The sequence below is a fragment of the Siminovitchia terrae genome (genome assembly GCF_003605405.2).
GTDB lineage: Bacteria > Bacillota > Bacilli > Bacillales > Bacillaceae_C > Siminovitchia > Siminovitchia terrae.
In genome coordinates this window covers 83,028-102,009 of sequence record NZ_QYTW02000009.1, presented here as the reverse complement: position 1 = coordinate 102,009, position 18,982 = coordinate 83,028, and the positions used below count along the sequence as shown (strand labels likewise).

Here is an 18,982-nt window from a genome sequence, read left to right as displayed (position 1 = left end):
GTACTAATCATACACGACTGCTTTTTGTTTTGTAAACAGGATTCTCTTAAAATATTACTGCTTATATTGCAGTTCCCTCGTCAATTCCTCCACATATTCAACTGATCCAGTCACAATCAAACGGTCATTGACCTGCAGTTCCGTATCTCCGTGGGGAACGATGGAGTCCTTCCCCGTAAATGGAAATTCCCGCAAAGTCATCTGGTCATATTCCGGATTCATCATTCGGATTTCGTGCAATGCCGTTTCCTCACTCGTCATAATATGCGCAATGTTCGGTGACTCTATCAAAGCTTTCATCAGTGCTGTTGTGGCAAGCAATGTTGAGAACACTTCAATATCCTGTTCCGCCAATGCCTTTGCAAGGTCGGGGCTTTCGATACGGGCAATGACCCTTTCCACTTGGCGCTCCTTGGCAGCGACAGCCAGCGTTGAATTAAGCTCTTCATCTCCAGTGGCAATAAAGAGAATATCCGAGTCAAATACCCCTGCTTTTTCTAACATATCTTCCTCATATCCCGCGACCTCTATGATGTCAAATGTAGAATCCGCAGTCCGGGAATCTGCTTTCTCAAATCTCTTGTGAAAAACAAATGTGTCGTACTGATTCTGGCTCAATTCCCTGGAGACAGCAAGTGACATTTGATTGGCTCCAACAAATGCCACCTTTACCTTCCTCTTATCGGCATTTTCCTTCGGGAACCATTTTCTGAACATGATAGGAGTTAAAATGCACGAAATGACAGCCACTAATATGAACGTACCACTCATCTCCGATGAAATCACATTGATCCGTTCAGCAATTTTAGCAGCAGCTATGACAAGTGACAAAGTGGATGTCAATAAAAATGCAGATGCGAGTACTGTATTTTTGTCATACCATCGCCTTAATATTAGCACTGGAAAAAACTTAGATATAAACAAAGCCACAATCAAAAACGGAATCAGCAGCAACATATTTTTATTACTTAAAAGCGACCATAAGTCAAGGTCTACTCCGACCATGACGAAAAATATAGGGATTAAAAACCCATACCCGAAGGAATCGAGTTGACGGATCATATTTTGGTCAGGATTCAGAAGCGATACCAGCGTTCCTGCGATAAATGCGCCTAATATGTTCTCGGCTCCAACTGATTCTGATAAAGCGACAAGTACAATGATCAGCGTAAAAATTGCACGAGTCCCGATCTGCACCGTCCCTGTTGACAAGCTTGCGACAAAATTCCTGCTTTTAAAGCGGACGCCTATAAAGTAAAAAATAACTCCTGTTGCAAACAAAACAAGCAGCAGCCACATTTGTCCACCGCCATCACTTGAAAGAGAAACGAACACAGATAGCAGGATCATCGTGACAAGATCGGCAATGACCGCTACAAGCAAAATAATCTGGCCTATCCCCGTTTTCATGATACCCGCTTCTTTTAAGGTCGGCACCACCACTCCGAGTGAAATTGTCGAAATGATCAATGTCATCAGCATCATATTTTCGATAAACCCTGCGAGAACGAAAATATACGAAAGCAATAATGATAAAACAAAAATGCCTGCAAAAATAAAAGTAGACACAGCTAACCTGTTAGGCTCTAATTTACCGTTTGGAAGCACAGCTTTCTTTTGTTTGCTGCTAAATGCCGAGAAATCAATTTCCACTCCACTTAGGAACATTAGAAAAATAAATCCGAGCGTTGACAGCGTATCAAGCCACATATCGTGTCTGATCACGTCGAACCCGCTTTTACCGATAATCAGACCCATGATAATTTCCGCGACAACGACCGGAATGAAAAATAACCGAAAACGGTGGAGAAGAAGCGGAGTAAAAAACGCGACCAGCAATACAATAACCAATGATAGTAATGACGATTCAGAGTCCATATGCTTCTTCCTCCGTTTTATGACTGTTTATAAGAAAAGCGCAAGGCGCCCGTTTAGCGACGTACAAACTGCCCCAACAGGATGTTGGTGCGTCGACGTTGCCACAGGAAGTGGCGATCTTGGTCGACGATCCTTCAATCGAGATAAAGGAAAACGAAGTGCGAGAGTGCCTGCTAATCGGCGACCAAGCATAAGCGAGCGCTGAAGAAGGCGTAGTTTTCCTTCAGCTGCGATTGGCTTATGACCTCGAGCCGATGGCACTCACAGCCAGACAACACGGAGAAGAATGCAGGCTTAAATCGCGACATCCTGTCGCTTCGCTTGCACTAGGGCGTCCTGTCCGTCGACAGGGTTAAATCGCGACATCCTGTGCTTCGCTTGCACTAGGACGTCCTGTCCGTCGGCAGGTTCAAACCGCGACGTCCTGTCGCTTCACTTGCATTAGTACTTCCTGTACGTCAGCAGGCTCAAACCGCGACGTCCTGTCGCTTCGCTTGCATTAGTACTTCCTGTACGTCAGCAGGCTCAAACCGCGACGTCCTGTCGCTTCGCTTGCATTAGTACTTCCTGTACGTCAGCAGGCTCAAACCGCGACGTCCTGTCGCTTCGCTTGCATCAGTACTTCCTGTAGGTCAGAGCCGATGTTGACTTCTCATAGGAAGAAGAGTAAAGTTTGCTAGTCGCTGGGCCCCCTGGCAGGCTCAGAACGCGACATCCTGTCGCTTCGCTTGCACTTGTACGTCCTGTACATCGGAGCTAAACACGGAAATCTGATTTTTGAAATGAAAACGATAAAAATTGTATACTTTCTTTACTTGTTTAATGAACCAGATAACTCATGAATAATGTAGCAAGGCCAAAATAGATCAAAATAGATGTTAGGTCGTTCATTGTCGTTATAAAAGGCCCAGATGCAACAGCCGGGTCAATTTTCAGCTTGTGCATGATAATAGGCACAAGTGTCCCAGCCAAAGTGGCGACAAACAAAGATGCCAGGATAGAAATCCCGACGAGGAAACCAAGGAACAACTCGCCTTTCCACAAATAAACAACAATGACTACAAGCAATCCACAGATTGAACCGGTGATAAGACCGGTTCCTCCTTCTCTGAGAACCAATTTCCATCTGCTTTCTTCTTCCAGTTCACCCGTAGCAATTCCCCTTACCGCCACCGCAAGAGCCTGTGTACCGGTATTTCCGGCCATTCCGGCAATCAGCGGAATGAAGACTGCCAAAATAGACACCTGATTTAATGTATCTTCAAACCTTCCTATCAAACTGGCTGTAAACATTCCCAAAAAAAGTAATATGATCAGCCAAGGAAGACGTTTTTTTGCTGCGGAAAACGGATTTTTATCAGGTGTATCTACATCCATTACAGCCGCAAGTTTCGAATAATCATCGGATGCCTCTTCGTCGATAACATCAATAATATCGTCAACTGTTATGATACCCAATAAATGATTTTGAAAATCAACGACCGGAAGTGCCAACAAGTCGTAGTCACGCATCTGGTTTGCCGCTTCTTCCTGGTCCGCATCCACCGTAATTGAAACAACACGTGAAGACATTATTTCGGAAATCATCGTATCATCATTGCTGATAATAAGGTCACGAAGTGAAATGACCCCGACAAGGCGCCTGTCATCATCGATGACAAATACATAGTAAATCGTCTCAGCAGTAGGGGCTTCATTTTTCAAAATATGCATTGCGGAGCGGACTGTCTGATTGGCGGAAATGGCAATATATTCCGTTGTCATAATACTTCCGGCAGTCGACTCTTCATAGTGAAGGAGGTCTTTGATCTCCTGCGCACTTTCTTTGTCCATGATGGTCAAATAACTTGCCGCCTGAAGTTTATCTAGCTTATTTAAAACATCAACCGCATTGTCAGTGTACATATGTGACAGCATATCTGTAGCGTATTGCGGCACCATTTCCGCCAATATATCTTTATATTCACTATCCTCAATATCTAAAACCTCAAAAAAGTCCGATACTTCCTTAGGTGATAAATATCGATAAATTTTCAGTCTCTCGTCCTGCTCAATTTTTATATAAAATCTCGCTTGGTCATATGGGTGTAAATGTAAAAATTCTTCACGAAATTCCATGATATTGTCATCATGAAGGGCTTCAAGAAGCAATTCTTCGTTCAATTGATCTTGCTCTTCTTGATTCATTTCAGCCATCATTTTCGTGCCTCCTCTCCGCCTGTCCTTCCTATCCTAACAAATCTTAATAAGCTTGTCGTTATATTTTAGAGGATATTCAAAAATCACCCAATAATAAGCGACAAATCTCTTCGTTGGCTTGTTTCTGTGCTGCTTCATGTATCTAAAAGCATACATTCTGTTGCTCGTAGCTTCGCCGGCTCGATCTTTTTACTTCTACTTTGGCAACTTTTTGAATATGCACTTTTGTGTCATAGTTTGCATGAAACGGAACACATTAATACAATAATATGAAAGAGTCGACCACCAACGAAAATATAGGGATATCGGAAAAAGACAGGTGATTATATTGAAAATTGATATAGTTGGTGATATTCATGGCTGCTTTACGGAGTTGGAAAATCTGACACACGAGCTCGGATACACATGGCAGAATGGAGTTCCCATTCATCCAAAAGGCAGGGTGCTTGGATTTGTAGGTGATCTCACAGATAGGGGACCTCAATCATTAAACGTTATTAAAACCGTCTGGGAGCTCTGGAAACACCATGGTGCTTTCTATGTTCCCGGAAATCACTGCAATAAACTTTATCGCTTTTTTCTCGGAAGAAATGTCCAGATCACCCACGGTTTAGAAACAACGGTTGCCGAATTAAACAGGCTTTCACCAAAAGAAGAGAACCTTTACAAAAGGATGTTCATGGAATTGTATGAAGGTTCCCCACTCTATCAAACGCTTGATGAGGGAAAATTGATCATAGCTCATGCGGGCATCAAAGAAAATTACATTGGCAAAGTGAATAAAAGTGTAAAGACCTTTGTGCTTTACGGAGACATTACCGGAGAATTCCTCCCTGATGGAAGACCCGTAAGGCGGGACTGGGCGAAGAAGTACCACGGCATTCCTCATATCGTTTATGGTCATACCCCAGTAAAAGAACCGCGCATTGTCGGAAGAACCATCAATATCGACACAGGCTGCGTATTCGGTGGAAAGCTGACAGCATTCAGATACCCGGAGAAGGAGACAGTATCCGTACGGTCCTCTTTGCCATACATCCCGGAAAAATTTACGCCGTTTTCATAGGCAGCGTTTTGTACACTTTACGAGTATTTCTCCAATCCACGGGTATCTCCTCTTATCCGTGGGTATATTTCTTTATTGGAATCTGAAAAGTGCTCTTTTTCATCCTCGGGTTATTTCCCTTTATCCACAATGTCAAGTTCCTTCAAAAGCATCTGCATATCCTGTGGCAAGGGGGCTTTAAAAAACATTTCCTTTCTTGTCAAAGGATGCAAAAAGGCCAATTCGCTACAATGCAAAGCTTGCCTTTTAATGCTTTCCATCGGCCCACCGTACAATTCATCTCCCAGCAGAGGATGTCCAATATGAGAAAGATGAACCCTTATTTGATGGGTTCTGCCTGTTTCCAATTTAAGTTTTACAAGAACAGCCCCTTTTAACTGTTTCTTCACTTCGTAGAATGTGACAGCTCTTTTTCCGTCCTCCCTTACTTCCCTTTCAATGATGCTTGTCTGCTTTCTGCCGATTGGCGCATCAATTTCGGCGTTTTTGTTCTCAAATCTGCCTGTAGCAATCCCCTCATAGGCTCTGTGAATTTTCGACTCCCCCTGCTGAAGGCCGAATAAATGATGAGCGTGTCGGTGTTTTGCCACCAGCAAAAGCCCTGAAGTATTTCTATCAAGCCTCGTTGCTATATGAACGGCGGCTTTCATCGATCCATGATGCTCATTATAATAGGCCAGAGCATTCGCCACACTTCCAGATGGATGTTCCCTCGAAGGAATAGTGCTCATATAGGGTGGCTTATTGATGACTATAATATCCCGGTCCTCATAAAAGATGTCAAGTTGAATGTGTTCTTGCTTCAGATGAGGATTGACCGGTTCCGGAGGAAAGGCAATTTCCAGCTTTTCACCTTCATTCAGAAAATAACGCACATTCTGTTCCTTACCATTAACACTTATATACCCACCTGCAAACTTTATATCCGTCAAAGCCCGTCTAGAAATATGCTCTTTTGATAAAAAAGTCTTAATATCTTTTCCTGCATCTTCATTTGATATGACCCACTCAAGAGTAAAATTTGACATTTTTCTATCCTTCATCCGATATGAACGAATCATGAACCCTTTTCCAAAAAGGAAACGGCCTGAAGCGTGCGAATCGTACTTTTTCATCAGCAACTCGAAATTGGATGGATTTTACGTCACGGTGCATCACAGAAAGATGGTCGATCGTAACATTGAAGTCATGAACATATACTGGTTTGAGCATCAATGTGTGATGGGCTGGCAAAATAAGCGGAGAACCAACTGTCCTGAACACCCGATTGTTAATGGATGCCATTTCGGCTAATTGAATCGCATGAATCGCAGGGTGGATAATGGCCCCGCCTAACGCTTTATTATAGGCTGTACTTCCGGAGGGGGTAGATACACAGAGACCATCTCCACGAAAACGCTCAAAATGTTCCCCTCTGATCTCAACATCCATGACAAGGGTTCCGACTGTACTTTTGACAGTCGACTCGTTCATTCCAAGGTACTTCGTTTCTTTTCCGCCATGCCGATATCGGATGATTACTTCCAAAAGCGGGTACTCCACGACCTGATAAGGTGTTTTTGCTATGGCGATCACAAGCTTTTCGATCTCATCCGGAAGCCAGTCTGCATAAAACCCAAGATGCCCGGTGTGAACCCCAACAAAAGCCACTTTGTCCAACCTCGAGCTGTATCGGTGAAATGCGTAGAGGAGTGTTCCATCTCCACCGACAGAGATTACAATATCGGGTTCTTCCTCATCATAGATCAGTTCAAAATCCTGTAAATAAGTGATGATCCTCTGCATTAACGCATTAGATGTCGAGTCGCCTTTTGAAAGTACTGAAAACCTCATCACGTCCACACTTCCCCCTCAACGGTCATTATTTCCATCAGGAAGCTCATATGCTTCCCTATTCTTCGTAAAATAAACTTGTGCTTCTTGTATTTCATCCTTGATTTGGGACATTTGTTCATCGAGCCTGAAAGCTGCTTCAGCAGCCGCCTGGAGCCTGTCTTTAATTTCATCTGGTATTTGCCCCTGGTATTTATAGTTAAGTGAATGCTCGATTGTAGCCCAGAAATTCATTGCCAATGTCCGAATTTGGATTTCAACGAGAATTTTCTTTTCCCCGTGAATTGTCTGAACCGGATACTCGATCACCACATGGTATGAACGATAGCCGCTAGGCTTTTTATGAGAGATATAGTTCCTCTCCTCAACAATTCGAAAATCATTTCTTTTTCTAAGAAGCTCGACGACCGTCTTGATATCATCGACAAACTGACACATCATTCTAAGTCCTGCAATGTCCTGGATTTCGGTCTCCAGTTTATCCAGCGGAATGTTTTTTAAGTTCGCTTTAACCAAAATGCTTGCAACCGGTTTTACCCGTCCAGTCACAAATTCAATTGGTGAGTGGACATGCTCTTCCGCAAACTGCCCCCTCATTCCTTTCAATTTTACTTTCAATTCGTCTACTGCTTGCTTATATGGCGCTAAAAATTGATCCCAATGATTCAAGATACTACTCACCCCTGTGACATCTGGCGCAAAAGTTTAACCATTACTTTTTCCATAATTTATATACGACCTCATTTTAGCATAAAGTGATCATTCATACATTGAACTATCTGTTTAAAAAAGCGATAATGAAGATATCGTTTCAGAAAGGACGAACAGTTTTGGGCAGAAATATCGAAATTGAATTTAAAAACATGCTAAGCAAAGAGAACTTTATCAAGCTGTATCAACATTTTCAACTTAACGATCATGATTTTCTTACACAAAATAATCATTACTTTGACACAGTGGATGGTTCTCTCGGGGGGAAAAAAGCAGCCCTCAGAATCAGAGAGAAAAACGGACAGTTTGAGCTTACGTTAAAATTAATAGTAGAGGCCGGCGTCCTCGAAATCAATCAACCTATTTCCGCTGACCAAGCAAAGGCCTTGATCAGTGAAAACGAGTTGCCTGCTGGCGAAGTCAAAGATGAACTCATGCTTTTAAATATCGTGCCTGAATCTCTCGAATATAAAGGTGCGCTTCAAACCCGCCGTGCACAGATTCCTTTTAAACAAGGACAGTTAATGATTGATCACAGCATTTATTTTGGCCGAGAAGATTTTGAAATAGAATATGAGGTTGATGAACATTCGTTGGGCGATGAAAATGATTTACTTCAATTGTTGAATGAACTCAACATTCCCAAGGTTCATGCCGATAATAAAATAAAGAGATTTTTTGAAGCCAAAAAGGAGGGGAAACATTGAATTCACTTGGTCAAATCAGGGCATTGCTTGAATTGCAATCGCTCCAAAACTTTTCGGAGCAGCCGTCAAATGCAGGTACGCCTGCATCTTCATCATTTGCCAGTCTTCTTCAGGAGTTTGTTCAATCACAGAACACTATTTCTCCTTACGGACAAGCCGAAAACGGATTGAATACGCTTGGTCAGGTTTTTCAAAACAACCAAGCTTACATACAGCATTATCTGACAGACAAAGGAAGTACTCCCAACATTCATGAGACTGCGTCTCCCACTGTAATGAAAACGGGATCTTCTATTGAAAAGATTATAGAACGTGCAGCTGAGACCTATCAACTGCCTTCTAAATTAATCAAAGCTATCATTCGACATGAGTCTAATTTTAATACCCGAGCAGTAAGCGGGGCTGGGGCTTCCGGATTAATGCAGCTGATGCCTGCTACTGCCCGGGGTCTCGGAGTCACCGATATTATGGACCCGGAGCAAAATGTCATGGCTGGCGCAAAGTATTTACGGAACATGCTGGATAAATATAAAGGCAACGTAAAGCTAGCACTTGCAGCTTACAATGCAGGCCCCGGTAATGTGGACAAATACGGAGGCATCCCTCCGTTCAAAGAAACTCAAAACTATGTTCGTAAAGTAACAGATACTTATCTTAGCTAAATGTGCAAATGCCAATCTTTCTTGAATCCCTGTTTACATAACAGGGATTTTTTAGTGTGTCAATACCTCTTTTTCCCCAAAATGCTATTTATTTGTGTTATTTTTAAGCCGTTGATACAATGTACATACTATTTAAGAATAGCGCAACAAGGTGCCTTGTCGACTTAGCACCACGTCAGATGGCGTCGGCAGGCTCAGACGTGACATTCTGTTGCTTTGCTTGCATTCATACTTTTTGTATTCATGAGTTCTTACTATTTTCTAAAAAAGGAGCGATTCATATGGTTGAAAAGCGTATGATGCCGTATGACGCAATTGGAGAAGAAAAGCTCTCCTCTCTTGTAGATGCCTTTTATCGCAGGGTAGGAAAACATCCCGACCTGATCCCCATATTTCCTGAAGACCTGACAGAAGTTGCACGGAAACAAAAACAGTTTTTGACGCAATTTCTTGGGGGACCGCCACTGTATTCACAAGAGCATGGGCATCCCATGATGCGGGCACGGCACTTGCCCCATGTAATCACTCCTCTCAGAGCGAAAGCATGGCTGATGTGCATGAGTGAAGCAATGGATGAAGTGGAGCTTGATCCCTCTTTTCGTGAGTTTTTTTATTCAAGGCTTGCCATAACAGCCAACCACATGGTGAACACACCTGATGAAGCATTGGGTGAAGCGCCGTGATGGATTGGAAAACCCAAAGCTTTCTTAAGCTAAAAGACGTACGAAATAAACCGATCGAAATATATGTATTTATAGATCCCTTTTGCGAAGAGTGCTGGCTCCTGAACCCGATCATTAAAAAGCTGCAACTTCAATATGGTGATTATTTCACACTTAAACATGTGCTATGTGGAAATTTAACCGTGCTGAACAATGGGAATAAAAACAGAAGGCAGAGAACAATTGGCCATGATCGAAATATGATGGAACAGGGCACGGTTGTCCCCCATTTGGCGGCCATTAGTATTAAAGCAGCAGAACTACAAGGGAAAAGAAATGGCATCCGCTTTTTGAGAAGACTCCAAGAATTGCTTTTTGCTGAACAGGCCAATATAACAGATATCAATACACTAGAAAAATGTGCAAAAAGTGTTGGCTTAGATTGCAAGGAGTTTATCCGTGATATCTATTCATCAAGCGCTTCAAGGGCATTTCAATGCGATATAAGGATCTCATCTGAAATGAATGTAACAGAGATGCCGGCAATGGTGTTTTTTAATGAACATATTGAAGATGAAGGATTAAAAATTACCGGCCGTTATTCATATTCCATTTATGTCCAAATTTTAAAAGAAATGATGGGCGGATATGTACATCCAACAAAGATTCCTCCGTTGGAAAAATATTTATCCGGACAATCCATTATTTCGACACACGATCTTTCCATCATTTACGATATGCCATACCAACAAATGGAAAGGAAGTTAAAAAAGCTTCAGCTCCAGCGCAAAGTTGAAAAAATCAATTCTGCATATGGCTCGTATTGGAAGTGTCTGCAGTCCTGTTGAAAGGCGAAAAGCGCCTTTCTTTTTTTGTGAGTAAAGAAAGTATAACTTGTTATCGAAAAATTTTATTCAAAGGAAGCTTTATCTTTGTCCAGCGACGCACAGGATGTGCTAGTGCAAGCAAAGCGACAGGACGTCGCGTTCTGAGCCTGCCGACCCACAGGATGTGCTAGTGCCACCGAAGCCACAGGATGTGGCGGCTTGAGGCGGCCAGCGCCTAGCCCCGCAAGGATCAAGCCGCTTCCCTGTGGTGGCTAAGAAACTGCCTCCTCGGGAATCGACTTGTTTGCCCGCGCTGTCCAAGGCTTACGCTTTTCTTATTCATATTATCGTTTCTTTTTCATAAAAATTTAAGCAAGGGATTCGAAACGGAGGGATCGCAAGGTTGAGAAAAATTCTGATTGGGTTAATGATTCTGTTTTTCATCATCAGTTTTTGTCTCAATATGCTTGGACTCATGCAGCTAATTCCGATTTATATTACTGCTCCGCTGCTGTTCCTATCCATCTTTATTTTTTTCTCCTTTGTAAACAACTGGAACAAATTTAAAGGTTTTCATTAAATCAATCATCTTCTCACAGTAAAAAAGAGCCGAAAACAAATTCCGGCTCTCTTTTTATTATTCATTTAAAAGCTGTTCCATTTCATTCAGCTTTTCTTCAAAGACTTTGCAAGCTGCTTCAATTGGTTCTGATGAAGTCATGTCAACGCCAGCTTTTTTCAATACCTCGATCGGATAGTCAGAGCTCCCTGCCTGGAGAAACTCAATGTAACGTTTGACTGCTTCCTCTCCTTCATCTAGGATTTGCTGGCTTAAAGCAGTTGCAGCACTGAAGCCCGTCGCGTATTGATATACGTAATAGTTATAGTAAAAATGTGGGATCCTTGACCATTCAAGGCCAATTTCTTTGTCAATATGAAGGTTTTCTACACCGAAATACTTCTTGTTCAATTCATAATACTCATTTGTCAGCAGATCCGGCGTCAGCGCCTCTCCATTTTGCGCTTTCTGGTGGATTAAATGCTCAAATTCCGCAAACATTGTTTGACGGAATACCGTACCTCGGAAACCTTCCAAATAGTGATTGATTAAATAAAGGCGTTTTTGTTTATCATTGGTCGTTTTTTGTAAATAATCTCCCAACAATGCCTCATTGCAGGTCGAAGCCACTTCCGCCACAAAAATGGAGTAATTCCCATAAGGATATGGCTGGTATTTTCGAGTGTAATAACTATGAACGCTATGCCCGAATTCATGGGCTAGGGTGAATAAATTGTTCACATTATCCTGCCAATTCATTAAAATATATGGGTTTGTTCCATACACCCCTGAAGAATAAGCACCGCTTCTTTTTCCTTTATTCTCTACAACATCCACCCAACGGTTTTCAAATCCTTCTTTTAAAATATTGATATAATCTTCACCGAGCGGCTTTAGCCCTCCCAGCAGAATGTCTTTCGCTTCTTCATATTTAATTTTCATATCCACTTCTTTTACAAGAGGAACGTAAAGATCATACATATGCAATTTATCAACCTGCAGAAACTTCTTTCTCAAGCCGATATAACGATGAAGCAAGTGCAGGTTTTTATTAATGGTGGAGACGAGATTGTCGTAGACACTTTCAGGAATATTATTCGCTGCCAATGCTGCCTGCCTAGCAGAATCGTAATTTCGTGCCTTTGCATAAAAATTATCTTTTTTAATTGTGCCACTTAAAGTGCTGGCGAAAGTATTGGTGAACTTTCCGTACGTGTCATAAACGTTTTTAAACGCTTGTTCACGAACATTCCGGTTCTGGCTTTCCAAAAACTGAATATAGTTTCCATGTGACAATTGAACATCATTGCCTTCTTCATCTTTCATGACTGGAAAAACAAGGTCTGCGTTGTTCAGCATACCAAAGGTCGTGTTGGATGCCCCCAAAACTTCTGATGCTTCTGCAAGCAACGCCTCCTGCTCAGAGCTCAATACATGTCCACGTTTCAGATTGATCTCGTCCAGCGCCTGTTTATAAAGCTGTAAATCCTTGTTTTCCTCTAAAAACTGTTTCAGTCTGTTCTCATCCATTGCAAGTATTTCAGGAACAATATAGGAAAAAACACTCGCAAATTTGGAATAAAGTGATTCAGCCCGCGCATTAAAAGCTTGATAATGCGAATCGGCTGTATCCTGATCATAGCGCATATGTGCATATGTATATAGCTTTCCCATTCGTTGGGACAGTCCGGATTGAAACTCCAATGCACTATAAAGCGTTTCTGCACTTTCATCCAACTTACCCTTAAATTGTTCGCCCTCCGGAACTTCTTCTTGAATAGCGGAATATTCCTTCTCCCATTCTTCATCTGTTTGGAAAATATCCTCCAAACGCCATGTCAATTCCTCTTTCACTTCTGACCGACTTGGAAGAGTTTTTACGTTCGTATCCTGTGCCATAGCATATCCTCCGTTCGCTTTATCTTATTCCAGATTTTGCATATTAACATATTCTCTATTTTATTGGAAAAGTCCTGCCGAGTACACGGAAAGACCTTTTGTTTAGCGATAATTTTTTATCAATGCTTTTAATATGTCTTTTTCGCCATTTTTCGCATCCTCAACATGTGACGGCCAAGGAAATACTCGAATCATTCTATATAAGTCTTTCCCGACCTTTTGAAAATAAAACAATTCTTCAAGCACTCGAAAATAATTCCGAACAGCCTTCTCCCACAAAGCTTTCTCATGGAGCGGAAGCACCCTGCAAACAATATCGCCTTTGGATATTCTTTTCCGCAACTTATAGTAAACATAATGAAGCGAGATTCTTTTATTGAAGCTTAATTTTTTTAGACAGTCCGTCCAAATGAAAAACTGCCACTCGGTTGGGTGGGAAACAAAGCCCTCCATGTATTTCACGGGTAGTCCGATAAGTGGAGATATTAGAAATGGATTAGACTTTTCCAGATAAACCGTGCTTAAAAAACGGTCTTGCACAAGGTCCCCATATCGAACCTTTTGTTGAATCCAACTCATTTTTTCATTTAACCAGCTTTTAAATGGAAAATAGGGATGTTCTGCGAATAGCGGAAGGGGAAGTTTTAAGTGAGAGATGGGCAGTTGAAAATGCTTGGCAAAAATTTTTCTTGAAGTATAAGGCACAATGTTCGTCAAAAGGGATGCCTTTCCGCTTTCCGGCTCATATCCGGCAAGCATGGCATATCCATTATTTCTCTTTGTTAACGACCAGAGGTACTCCGTCAGTTCAAACATATCATTTGTCCTTCTTTTATGAAAAGGCTGTCCTCCAACAATCCAAATTGGGGTGATATCTGATAAAAGGTATTGGAGCGATCTTCTTTCCACGCTTTGAACAGAAATCGGAGTACATTGAAACTCTACAGCAAAACGTCGGCCAGCTTTTTCAATAAGCAAATCGGGTCGCTGCTTAATGTCAGGGAGATAATGTTCGAGGTGTGCAGACAATCGATTGGACCTGCACCATTCGAACAAATCCAGTTTGCCTTTTAGATGTCTCGGACTTTCTGGTTCCGAAGCGGTGTTGATACATTCAGAATGATGACGGTGAGAAAAATGCGGGATTCTTACGTGGCCAGCTTTTAAAATGAGGGGTTCTGTACAGATCGGACAATAGAATTGCTGCTTCCGCATTTGAAGAATTTGCTTCCGCACTTCTCCATACAGAGTGAAGAGTTTTCCTTCTTTAGTTAATGCAGTTAACAAATAACACACTCCCTTCTTTCCTTTTGTATTCTTCATATGGACCTGTTTCTCCTCTAAAGGTGGTCAAAATTAAAAAACCGATTTTCATGGAAATCGGTTCTTTAAGCAAAATATTTGTTTAATGTGTTGAAAACATCCTCGTCAATAACTTTTTTGCCATATTCCTCAAGACGGTGAACTGTGAACGCTGATTCATATCCGTATTCAAGCAGGATACTCAAAACATCCTCAATCTGGTCCTCGTCAGAGTCTTCATCATGAAATTTTGCATATAAGTAGTATTTGTTCTCATACGCAAACAGTTTCGTTTCAACCTCTTCCAGCCCCTCTCTCTTTGAGAGAGCCAAGACATCTTCAAAGTCGTTAAACATAAGGATGAATTCAAGTAAATCATCGTCAGAACGCACATAATGGTTTAATTGAAGATGGTGGTCAAGAAACTCTTCAATCCTTTCATCAATCGGCAAGTCCTTCAATTTTTCATCCGGGATTGGCAGCTCGAACCTTTGTCCATCTTTGGATAATTGTGCTTTTGTTACCAGTACTTCCAACCCTTTGTCCAATGCCTGGACTTGGATCCATAACGGTCCTTCCGGAACAAATTCTTCTTCATGATGGATTTCATCCATCATTTCCCAGAATAACTCTTCGCTCTTTTCACGGCTATACCATATTTCTTCACGATCAAAGCCTCTTTCTTCTATATCGACATATGAAATGTAAAATTTCACTGTATTTTCATTTATACGTTCAATCTCCACAAAACTACTCTCCCTTCTTTTGTAGGGTGGCGGTGTTGAAGGGACATGTATCCCGACTAAGGAATAAATTAATAATTAGTCTTCCCCTTGTACTCTTTATTTTATGATAAACGGTTGTAAAAGGGAAACAATTTTGTTCCCAATTTATAAACCATCAAACGCCTATTAAAAATAATCGATGTTGCGCCTATCTTAACCAATAAACTATAAGAAATCAAGCGATTTTTCCGAAAATTCGACTGCTATCTAAAAATGTGCTTTTCTGAAAGCGAACAAGCTCTTACTTGAAATCTTGCTCAGTTTTATAAAAAAAACCTTCATACTGCTGATTCAGAGCATGAAGGTTATAATTATGCATTACATTTAGTTGACCATTTTCTGTGCCTCGCGCAATTGATAAGTTCTCACTTTGCGCGGTAAGAAACGTCTGATTTCATCTTCGTTGTATCCAACCTGAAGACGTTTTTCATCCAGTATAATCGGCCTGCGCAGCAATCCAGGGTTCTTTTGGATGATGTCAAACAACTGTTGAAGCGGTAAAGAATCCAAATCGATATTGAGCTTTTGGAATACTTTGGAACGGGTTGAAATAATTTCGTCCGTTCCGTCCTCAGTCATCCGTAATATCTCTTTGATTTCTTCAAGGCTCAAAGGTTCAGAGAAGATATTGCGTTCAGTATATGGAATGTTCTGCTCTTCTAACCACGTTCTAGCTTTTCTACACGATGTACAGCTTGGTGAAGTGTATAATGTGACCATATTTTAAGCACACTCCCATTTTATTTTGAAATATATTAAGGGTTGATTTTGATCAGTTTTAAGAAAATCATCCAAATTAAACTTAGTATTATGAAACACTTTATACTATGTATTATACACTATTTTCTCTTTAATGAATAGATTTTTTTGGAATTCTTATATACTGTATTCCTTATGGATTTCAATCTGTTATACTAACCCTTAACATATTTTTACCCCTCAAAAGACGATTTGAAACATCCTCTTTTGAATGATTCCCTCATATAATATAACCTGTTCTTATTTTTTCATTCATGCTTTCATTGCTTTTATTCGGTTTCTGGAGTGTAGTCCACCCCAGGGGAATAGGTGTTGCCTGCATTCCATAATAAATACTCCTCGATTCCTGAATCATAAAGAGCTTTGATCTGCTCCTCCACTTCTGCTTTGCCATATACACGATAATTTCCGCTTCCTAAGTATGATGCTGTGAAATCTTGCAGCCACGGCCTTGAAATCGGCGGATTTTTTAATTCGGATAGCTTTTTATTTTCCACCTTTGCATATTCACGGACAAGTTTATAAGGTTCCAAATCCGGTTTGGCTATACCGAAATAGGATGTCCAATGACTTGGATAGATCATGGATGAGATTACATCGACATTCTCAGAAATCTTGCTGAAGTTCTGTCCAATCCCTGGGGCTTCCGGCATGGTAGCGGTGTAACCGAATATATCCACAGAAATCTTTACACCATATGGCTTCAATTTTTCACGCGCGTAAGCAACAAAGTCAGTAACAGCATGCACACGTTTTTGCACGTTGTCCTCTTTCATGTCTTTATACTCGCCCATTTCATATTTAAGCTGATTATCCCGGTTCTCAAAGCCTTCCGGGAATCTTACATAGTCAAACTGGATCTCCTTAAATCCGAGTTTTGCAGCTTCGATGGCAATACCAACGTTATAATCCCATACTTCTTTTAAGAACGGATTGACAAAAGCTTCTCCCCGTCCGTTTACCCATATTTTCCCTCCATCCTGAAAAGAAAGTTCAGGCTTTTCCTTCGGTAAAAGGGAATCTTTGAAAACAACAATTCTGGCGATTGGATAAACTTGTTTCTTTTCCATTTTTTCGAGCATAGCTCTTGGATCCTTTATGTAGCTTTTTCCAATCTTGGCATATGGTGAATCTTTGTCGCCTTCAAATGTTACATTTCCCCAATCATCTTTAATATCTATAACCATTGCATTTAAGTCCGTTGACTCCGTCAGATTCAATAGTTCATCAAAACGGCTTCCCCCTGCTGAATTTCCCGTTACATAAATTCCACGAACTGCATCCGGATATTCAAATGTCAGACCGGAATCGTACACAAAACGAGGTGAATCAAGAGGCAGAGCCTTCATCGCGATTGCATTTTCCCTTATTGAATTGGAATGTATCTGCTTGTCATCCTGTGCTATTGCCGGATGAGCTGTAAGCGCCAACACACCGAACACTCCTGCTGTTGCCATCAGCCTTCTAACTCTCAAGATGTTCTACTCTCCTTTTATCTGGTTCGAATCTATTAGTCGTTCGTTCATTACAATACTATTTTAGCAATAATTACATGATATTGAAATGATTGTTTTTTCCTGCCGGCTTAGCTCTAAAGTCGGATGAAGCAGCACAACGGCTTGATTGCCAAGTTCCCAGCCGTTATAATTATAAGGATAGATTAAATTTTGTTTAGGTTTGTGTAGATTTTTTGTGCTTGCTTTCCATGAGTCTCGTTAAAGTTGACTGCATTTTTCCTTTTTGAAAACTGGTCGGACCTTGTTATCATTTTCAAGGACATACACATTCCTTTTCTGTTTTAAAGCTCTGGGTACTAAGGTGCTACAGTAAAACTACCACTTGTCACGCTTACCAAAACAAGAGCTCTTAATAAAAAATTTACATATTTATAGGTATATCGCTTTTGCGCCCTTCAGTATTTCCCTGGAAATCGGGATGATCAATGGGCGTTTGTGCTTTTATATGATGAGGAGGACTATATATGGAAACGATATTTTCTGGAATTCAGCCAAGCGGCGTTATCACACTAGGCAACTACGTTGGAGCAATCAGACAATTTATCGAGCTTCAGCATAATTATGACTGCTATTTTTGCGTAGTAGACCAGCATGCGATTACAGTTCCTCAGGATCCTGTCCAGCTTAGAAAAAACATTAGGGGGTTGGCCGCCCTTTATGTTGCGGCCGGTCTTGATCGTAAGAAGGCTACTTTATTTATTCAATCCGAGGTGCCTGCCCATGCACAAGCCAGCTGGATGCTACAATGCATCTCTTATATTGGAGAACTAGAAAGAATGACCCAGTTCAAAGACAAATCAATCGGCAAAGATTCTGTTTCAGCTGGATTGTTAACCTATCCGCCTTTGATGGCAGGCGACATCCTGCTGTACGAAGCTGATCTTGTTCCCGTTGGCGAGGACCAAAAACAACATTTGGAGCTCACACGCGATCTTGCTGAAAGGTTCAACCGCAGATACAAAGAGATTTTTACAATTCCAGATGTACGAATCCCTAAGGTAGGAGCAAGAATCATGTCCTTGCAGGAACCGACAAAGAAAATGAGCAAATCTGACTCCAATCAGAAAGCTTTCATCACGCTGCTTGACACACCAAAACAGATTGAGAAAAAAATAAAAAGCTCCGTTACGGACTCTGAAGGCATTATAAAATTTGACCTGGAAAATAAACCGGGAGTATCCAATCTTCTTTCAATCTATTCCATTTTGGGCGGGAAAACAATTGAGGAGCTTGAAGCACAATATGAAGGCAAAGGATACGGAGATTTCAAAGGTGATTTAGCGAAGGTTGTAGTCGATACCTTATCCCCTATTCAGGAAAGGTACTATGAGTTGGTAGAATCAAAGGAACTTGACGATATCCTTGATGAAGGAGCCGAAAAGGCAAATGCGCAGGCAAATAAGATGCTGAGAAAAATGGAGAATGCCATGGGGCTCGGTCGAAAGAAATAAACCCGAAGCAAAAGAAGGCTGTCATGGAAAAGCCAGTGAAAACTGTTTTTCAATGACAGCTGTTGTGAATTACAATGAGAACGAACGCTCCAGCTCTCCGTTCATTCAATGTATGACAAAAAAGATCAGGAGAAGAAAACCAAATTGATTTCTTCCCTCTGATCT

The 18,982-nt window shown here is 41.2% G+C and carries 16 protein-coding genes; 6 read left to right on the top strand and 10 right to left on the bottom strand.

Annotated features, from left to right (window positions below):
* Window positions 1-54: 54 nt before the first annotated feature.
* Both D5F11_RS11170 and mgtE read right to left on the bottom strand, forming a co-directional pair.
* On the bottom strand, window positions 55-1,878 hold the full coding sequence (locus tag D5F11_RS11170) for a monovalent cation:proton antiporter family protein (protein ID WP_120116467.1): 1,824 nt from the start codon (window positions 1,876-1,878) through the stop codon (window positions 55-57).
* 819 nt (window positions 1,879-2,697) lie between these two features.
* Window positions 2,698-4,074, bottom strand: a complete 1,377-nt coding sequence (gene mgtE / locus D5F11_RS11165) for a magnesium transporter (protein ID WP_373316030.1) — start codon at window positions 4,072-4,074, stop codon at window positions 2,698-2,700.
* Between the two features lie 331 nt (window positions 4,075-4,405).
* Between mgtE and prpE the strand changes: the two genes are divergently transcribed.
* Window positions 4,406-5,143: a bis(5'-nucleosyl)-tetraphosphatase PrpE gene (gene prpE / locus D5F11_RS11160; protein WP_120116462.1), complete on the top strand. Its 738-nt coding sequence runs from the start codon at window positions 4,406-4,408 to the stop codon at window positions 5,141-5,143.
* Window positions 5,144-5,253: 110 nt separating this feature from the next.
* Here the strand turns inward: prpE and D5F11_RS11155 are convergent, their stop codons facing one another.
* Genes D5F11_RS11155 through yjbM form a run of 3 tightly spaced genes read right to left on the bottom strand, consistent with a single transcriptional unit; the run spans window position 5,254 to window position 7,645 of the window.
* Window positions 5,254-6,171 (bottom strand): RluA family pseudouridine synthase, encoded by a 918-nt coding sequence (locus D5F11_RS11155; RefSeq protein ID WP_120116460.1) that lies wholly within the window; start codon window positions 6,169-6,171, stop codon window positions 5,254-5,256.
* Window positions 6,172-6,175: 4 nt separating this feature from the next.
* On the bottom strand, window positions 6,176-6,976 hold the full coding sequence (locus D5F11_RS11150) for an NAD kinase (protein WP_120116556.1): 801 nt from the start codon (window positions 6,974-6,976) through the stop codon (window positions 6,176-6,178).
* 18 nt (window positions 6,977-6,994) lie between these two features.
* Window positions 6,995-7,645 carry a GTP diphosphokinase gene (yjbM, locus tag D5F11_RS11145; protein WP_120116458.1) on the bottom strand — a complete coding sequence of 217 codons (651 nt, stop codon included), beginning with the start codon at window positions 7,643-7,645 and terminating at the stop codon, window positions 6,995-6,997.
* A gap of 128 nt (window positions 7,646-7,773) precedes the next feature.
* Here yjbM and D5F11_RS11140 point away from each other — a divergent pair, with 128 nt between their 5' ends.
* From D5F11_RS11140 to D5F11_RS11125, 4 genes are all read left to right on the top strand, one after another.
* The gene (locus D5F11_RS11140) at window positions 7,774-8,394 is read left to right on the top strand and encodes a CYTH domain-containing protein (protein ID WP_126646561.1); all 621 of its coding nucleotides are present in this window, start codon (window positions 7,774-7,776) and stop codon (window positions 8,392-8,394) included.
* Complete coding sequence (locus D5F11_RS27405; protein ID WP_120116453.1) at window positions 8,391-9,056, top strand: lytic transglycosylase domain-containing protein; 666 nt, start codon at window positions 8,391-8,393, stop codon at window positions 9,054-9,056. The genes D5F11_RS11140 and D5F11_RS27405 overlap by 4 nt, the downstream gene beginning before the upstream one ends.
* 281 nt (window positions 9,057-9,337) lie before the next feature.
* Complete coding sequence (locus D5F11_RS11130) at window positions 9,338-9,739, top strand: globin domain-containing protein (protein WP_120116451.1); 402 nt, start codon at window positions 9,338-9,340, stop codon at window positions 9,737-9,739.
* Window positions 9,739-10,566 (top strand): ClpXP adapter SpxH family protein, encoded by an 828-nt coding sequence (locus D5F11_RS11125; RefSeq protein ID WP_120116449.1) that lies wholly within the window; start codon window positions 9,739-9,741, stop codon window positions 10,564-10,566. The genes D5F11_RS11130 and D5F11_RS11125 overlap by 1 nt, the downstream gene beginning before the upstream one ends.
* A 616-nt stretch (window positions 10,567-11,182) precedes the next feature.
* Here D5F11_RS11125 and pepF read toward each other — a convergent pair.
* The 5 genes from pepF to D5F11_RS11100 all read right to left on the bottom strand — a co-directional run bounded on the left by pepF (window position 11,183) and on the right by D5F11_RS11100 (window position 17,306).
* Window positions 11,183-13,003 (bottom strand): oligoendopeptidase F, encoded by a 1,821-nt coding sequence (gene pepF / locus D5F11_RS11120; RefSeq protein WP_120116447.1) that lies wholly within the window; start codon window positions 13,001-13,003, stop codon window positions 11,183-11,185.
* A gap of 102 nt (window positions 13,004-13,105) precedes the next feature.
* Complete coding sequence (locus D5F11_RS11115; RefSeq protein WP_120116445.1) at window positions 13,106-14,326, bottom strand: competence protein CoiA; 1,221 nt, start codon at window positions 14,324-14,326, stop codon at window positions 13,106-13,108.
* Between the two features lie 65 nt (window positions 14,327-14,391).
* Window positions 14,392-15,051, bottom strand: coding sequence for an adaptor protein MecA (gene mecA, locus D5F11_RS11110; RefSeq protein WP_120116442.1), 660 nt, complete (start codon window positions 15,049-15,051; stop codon window positions 14,392-14,394).
* A 363-nt stretch (window positions 15,052-15,414) separates the two neighbouring features.
* Window positions 15,415-15,810: a transcriptional regulator SpxA gene (gene spxA, locus D5F11_RS11105; protein ID WP_018705420.1), complete on the bottom strand. Its 396-nt coding sequence runs from the start codon at window positions 15,808-15,810 to the stop codon at window positions 15,415-15,417.
* 308 nt (window positions 15,811-16,118) lie between these two features.
* Entirely contained in the window at window positions 16,119-17,306 is a 1,188-nt protein-coding gene (locus D5F11_RS11100) for a putative glycoside hydrolase (RefSeq protein ID WP_120116554.1), read from the bottom strand.
* 524 nt (window positions 17,307-17,830) lie between these two features.
* Here D5F11_RS11100 and trpS point away from each other — a divergent pair.
* Window positions 17,831-18,817 carry a tryptophan--tRNA ligase gene (trpS, locus tag D5F11_RS11095; protein WP_120116439.1) on the top strand — a complete coding sequence of 329 codons (987 nt, stop codon included), beginning with the start codon at window positions 17,831-17,833 and terminating at the stop codon, window positions 18,815-18,817.
* Window positions 18,818-18,982 lie beyond the last annotated feature (165 nt).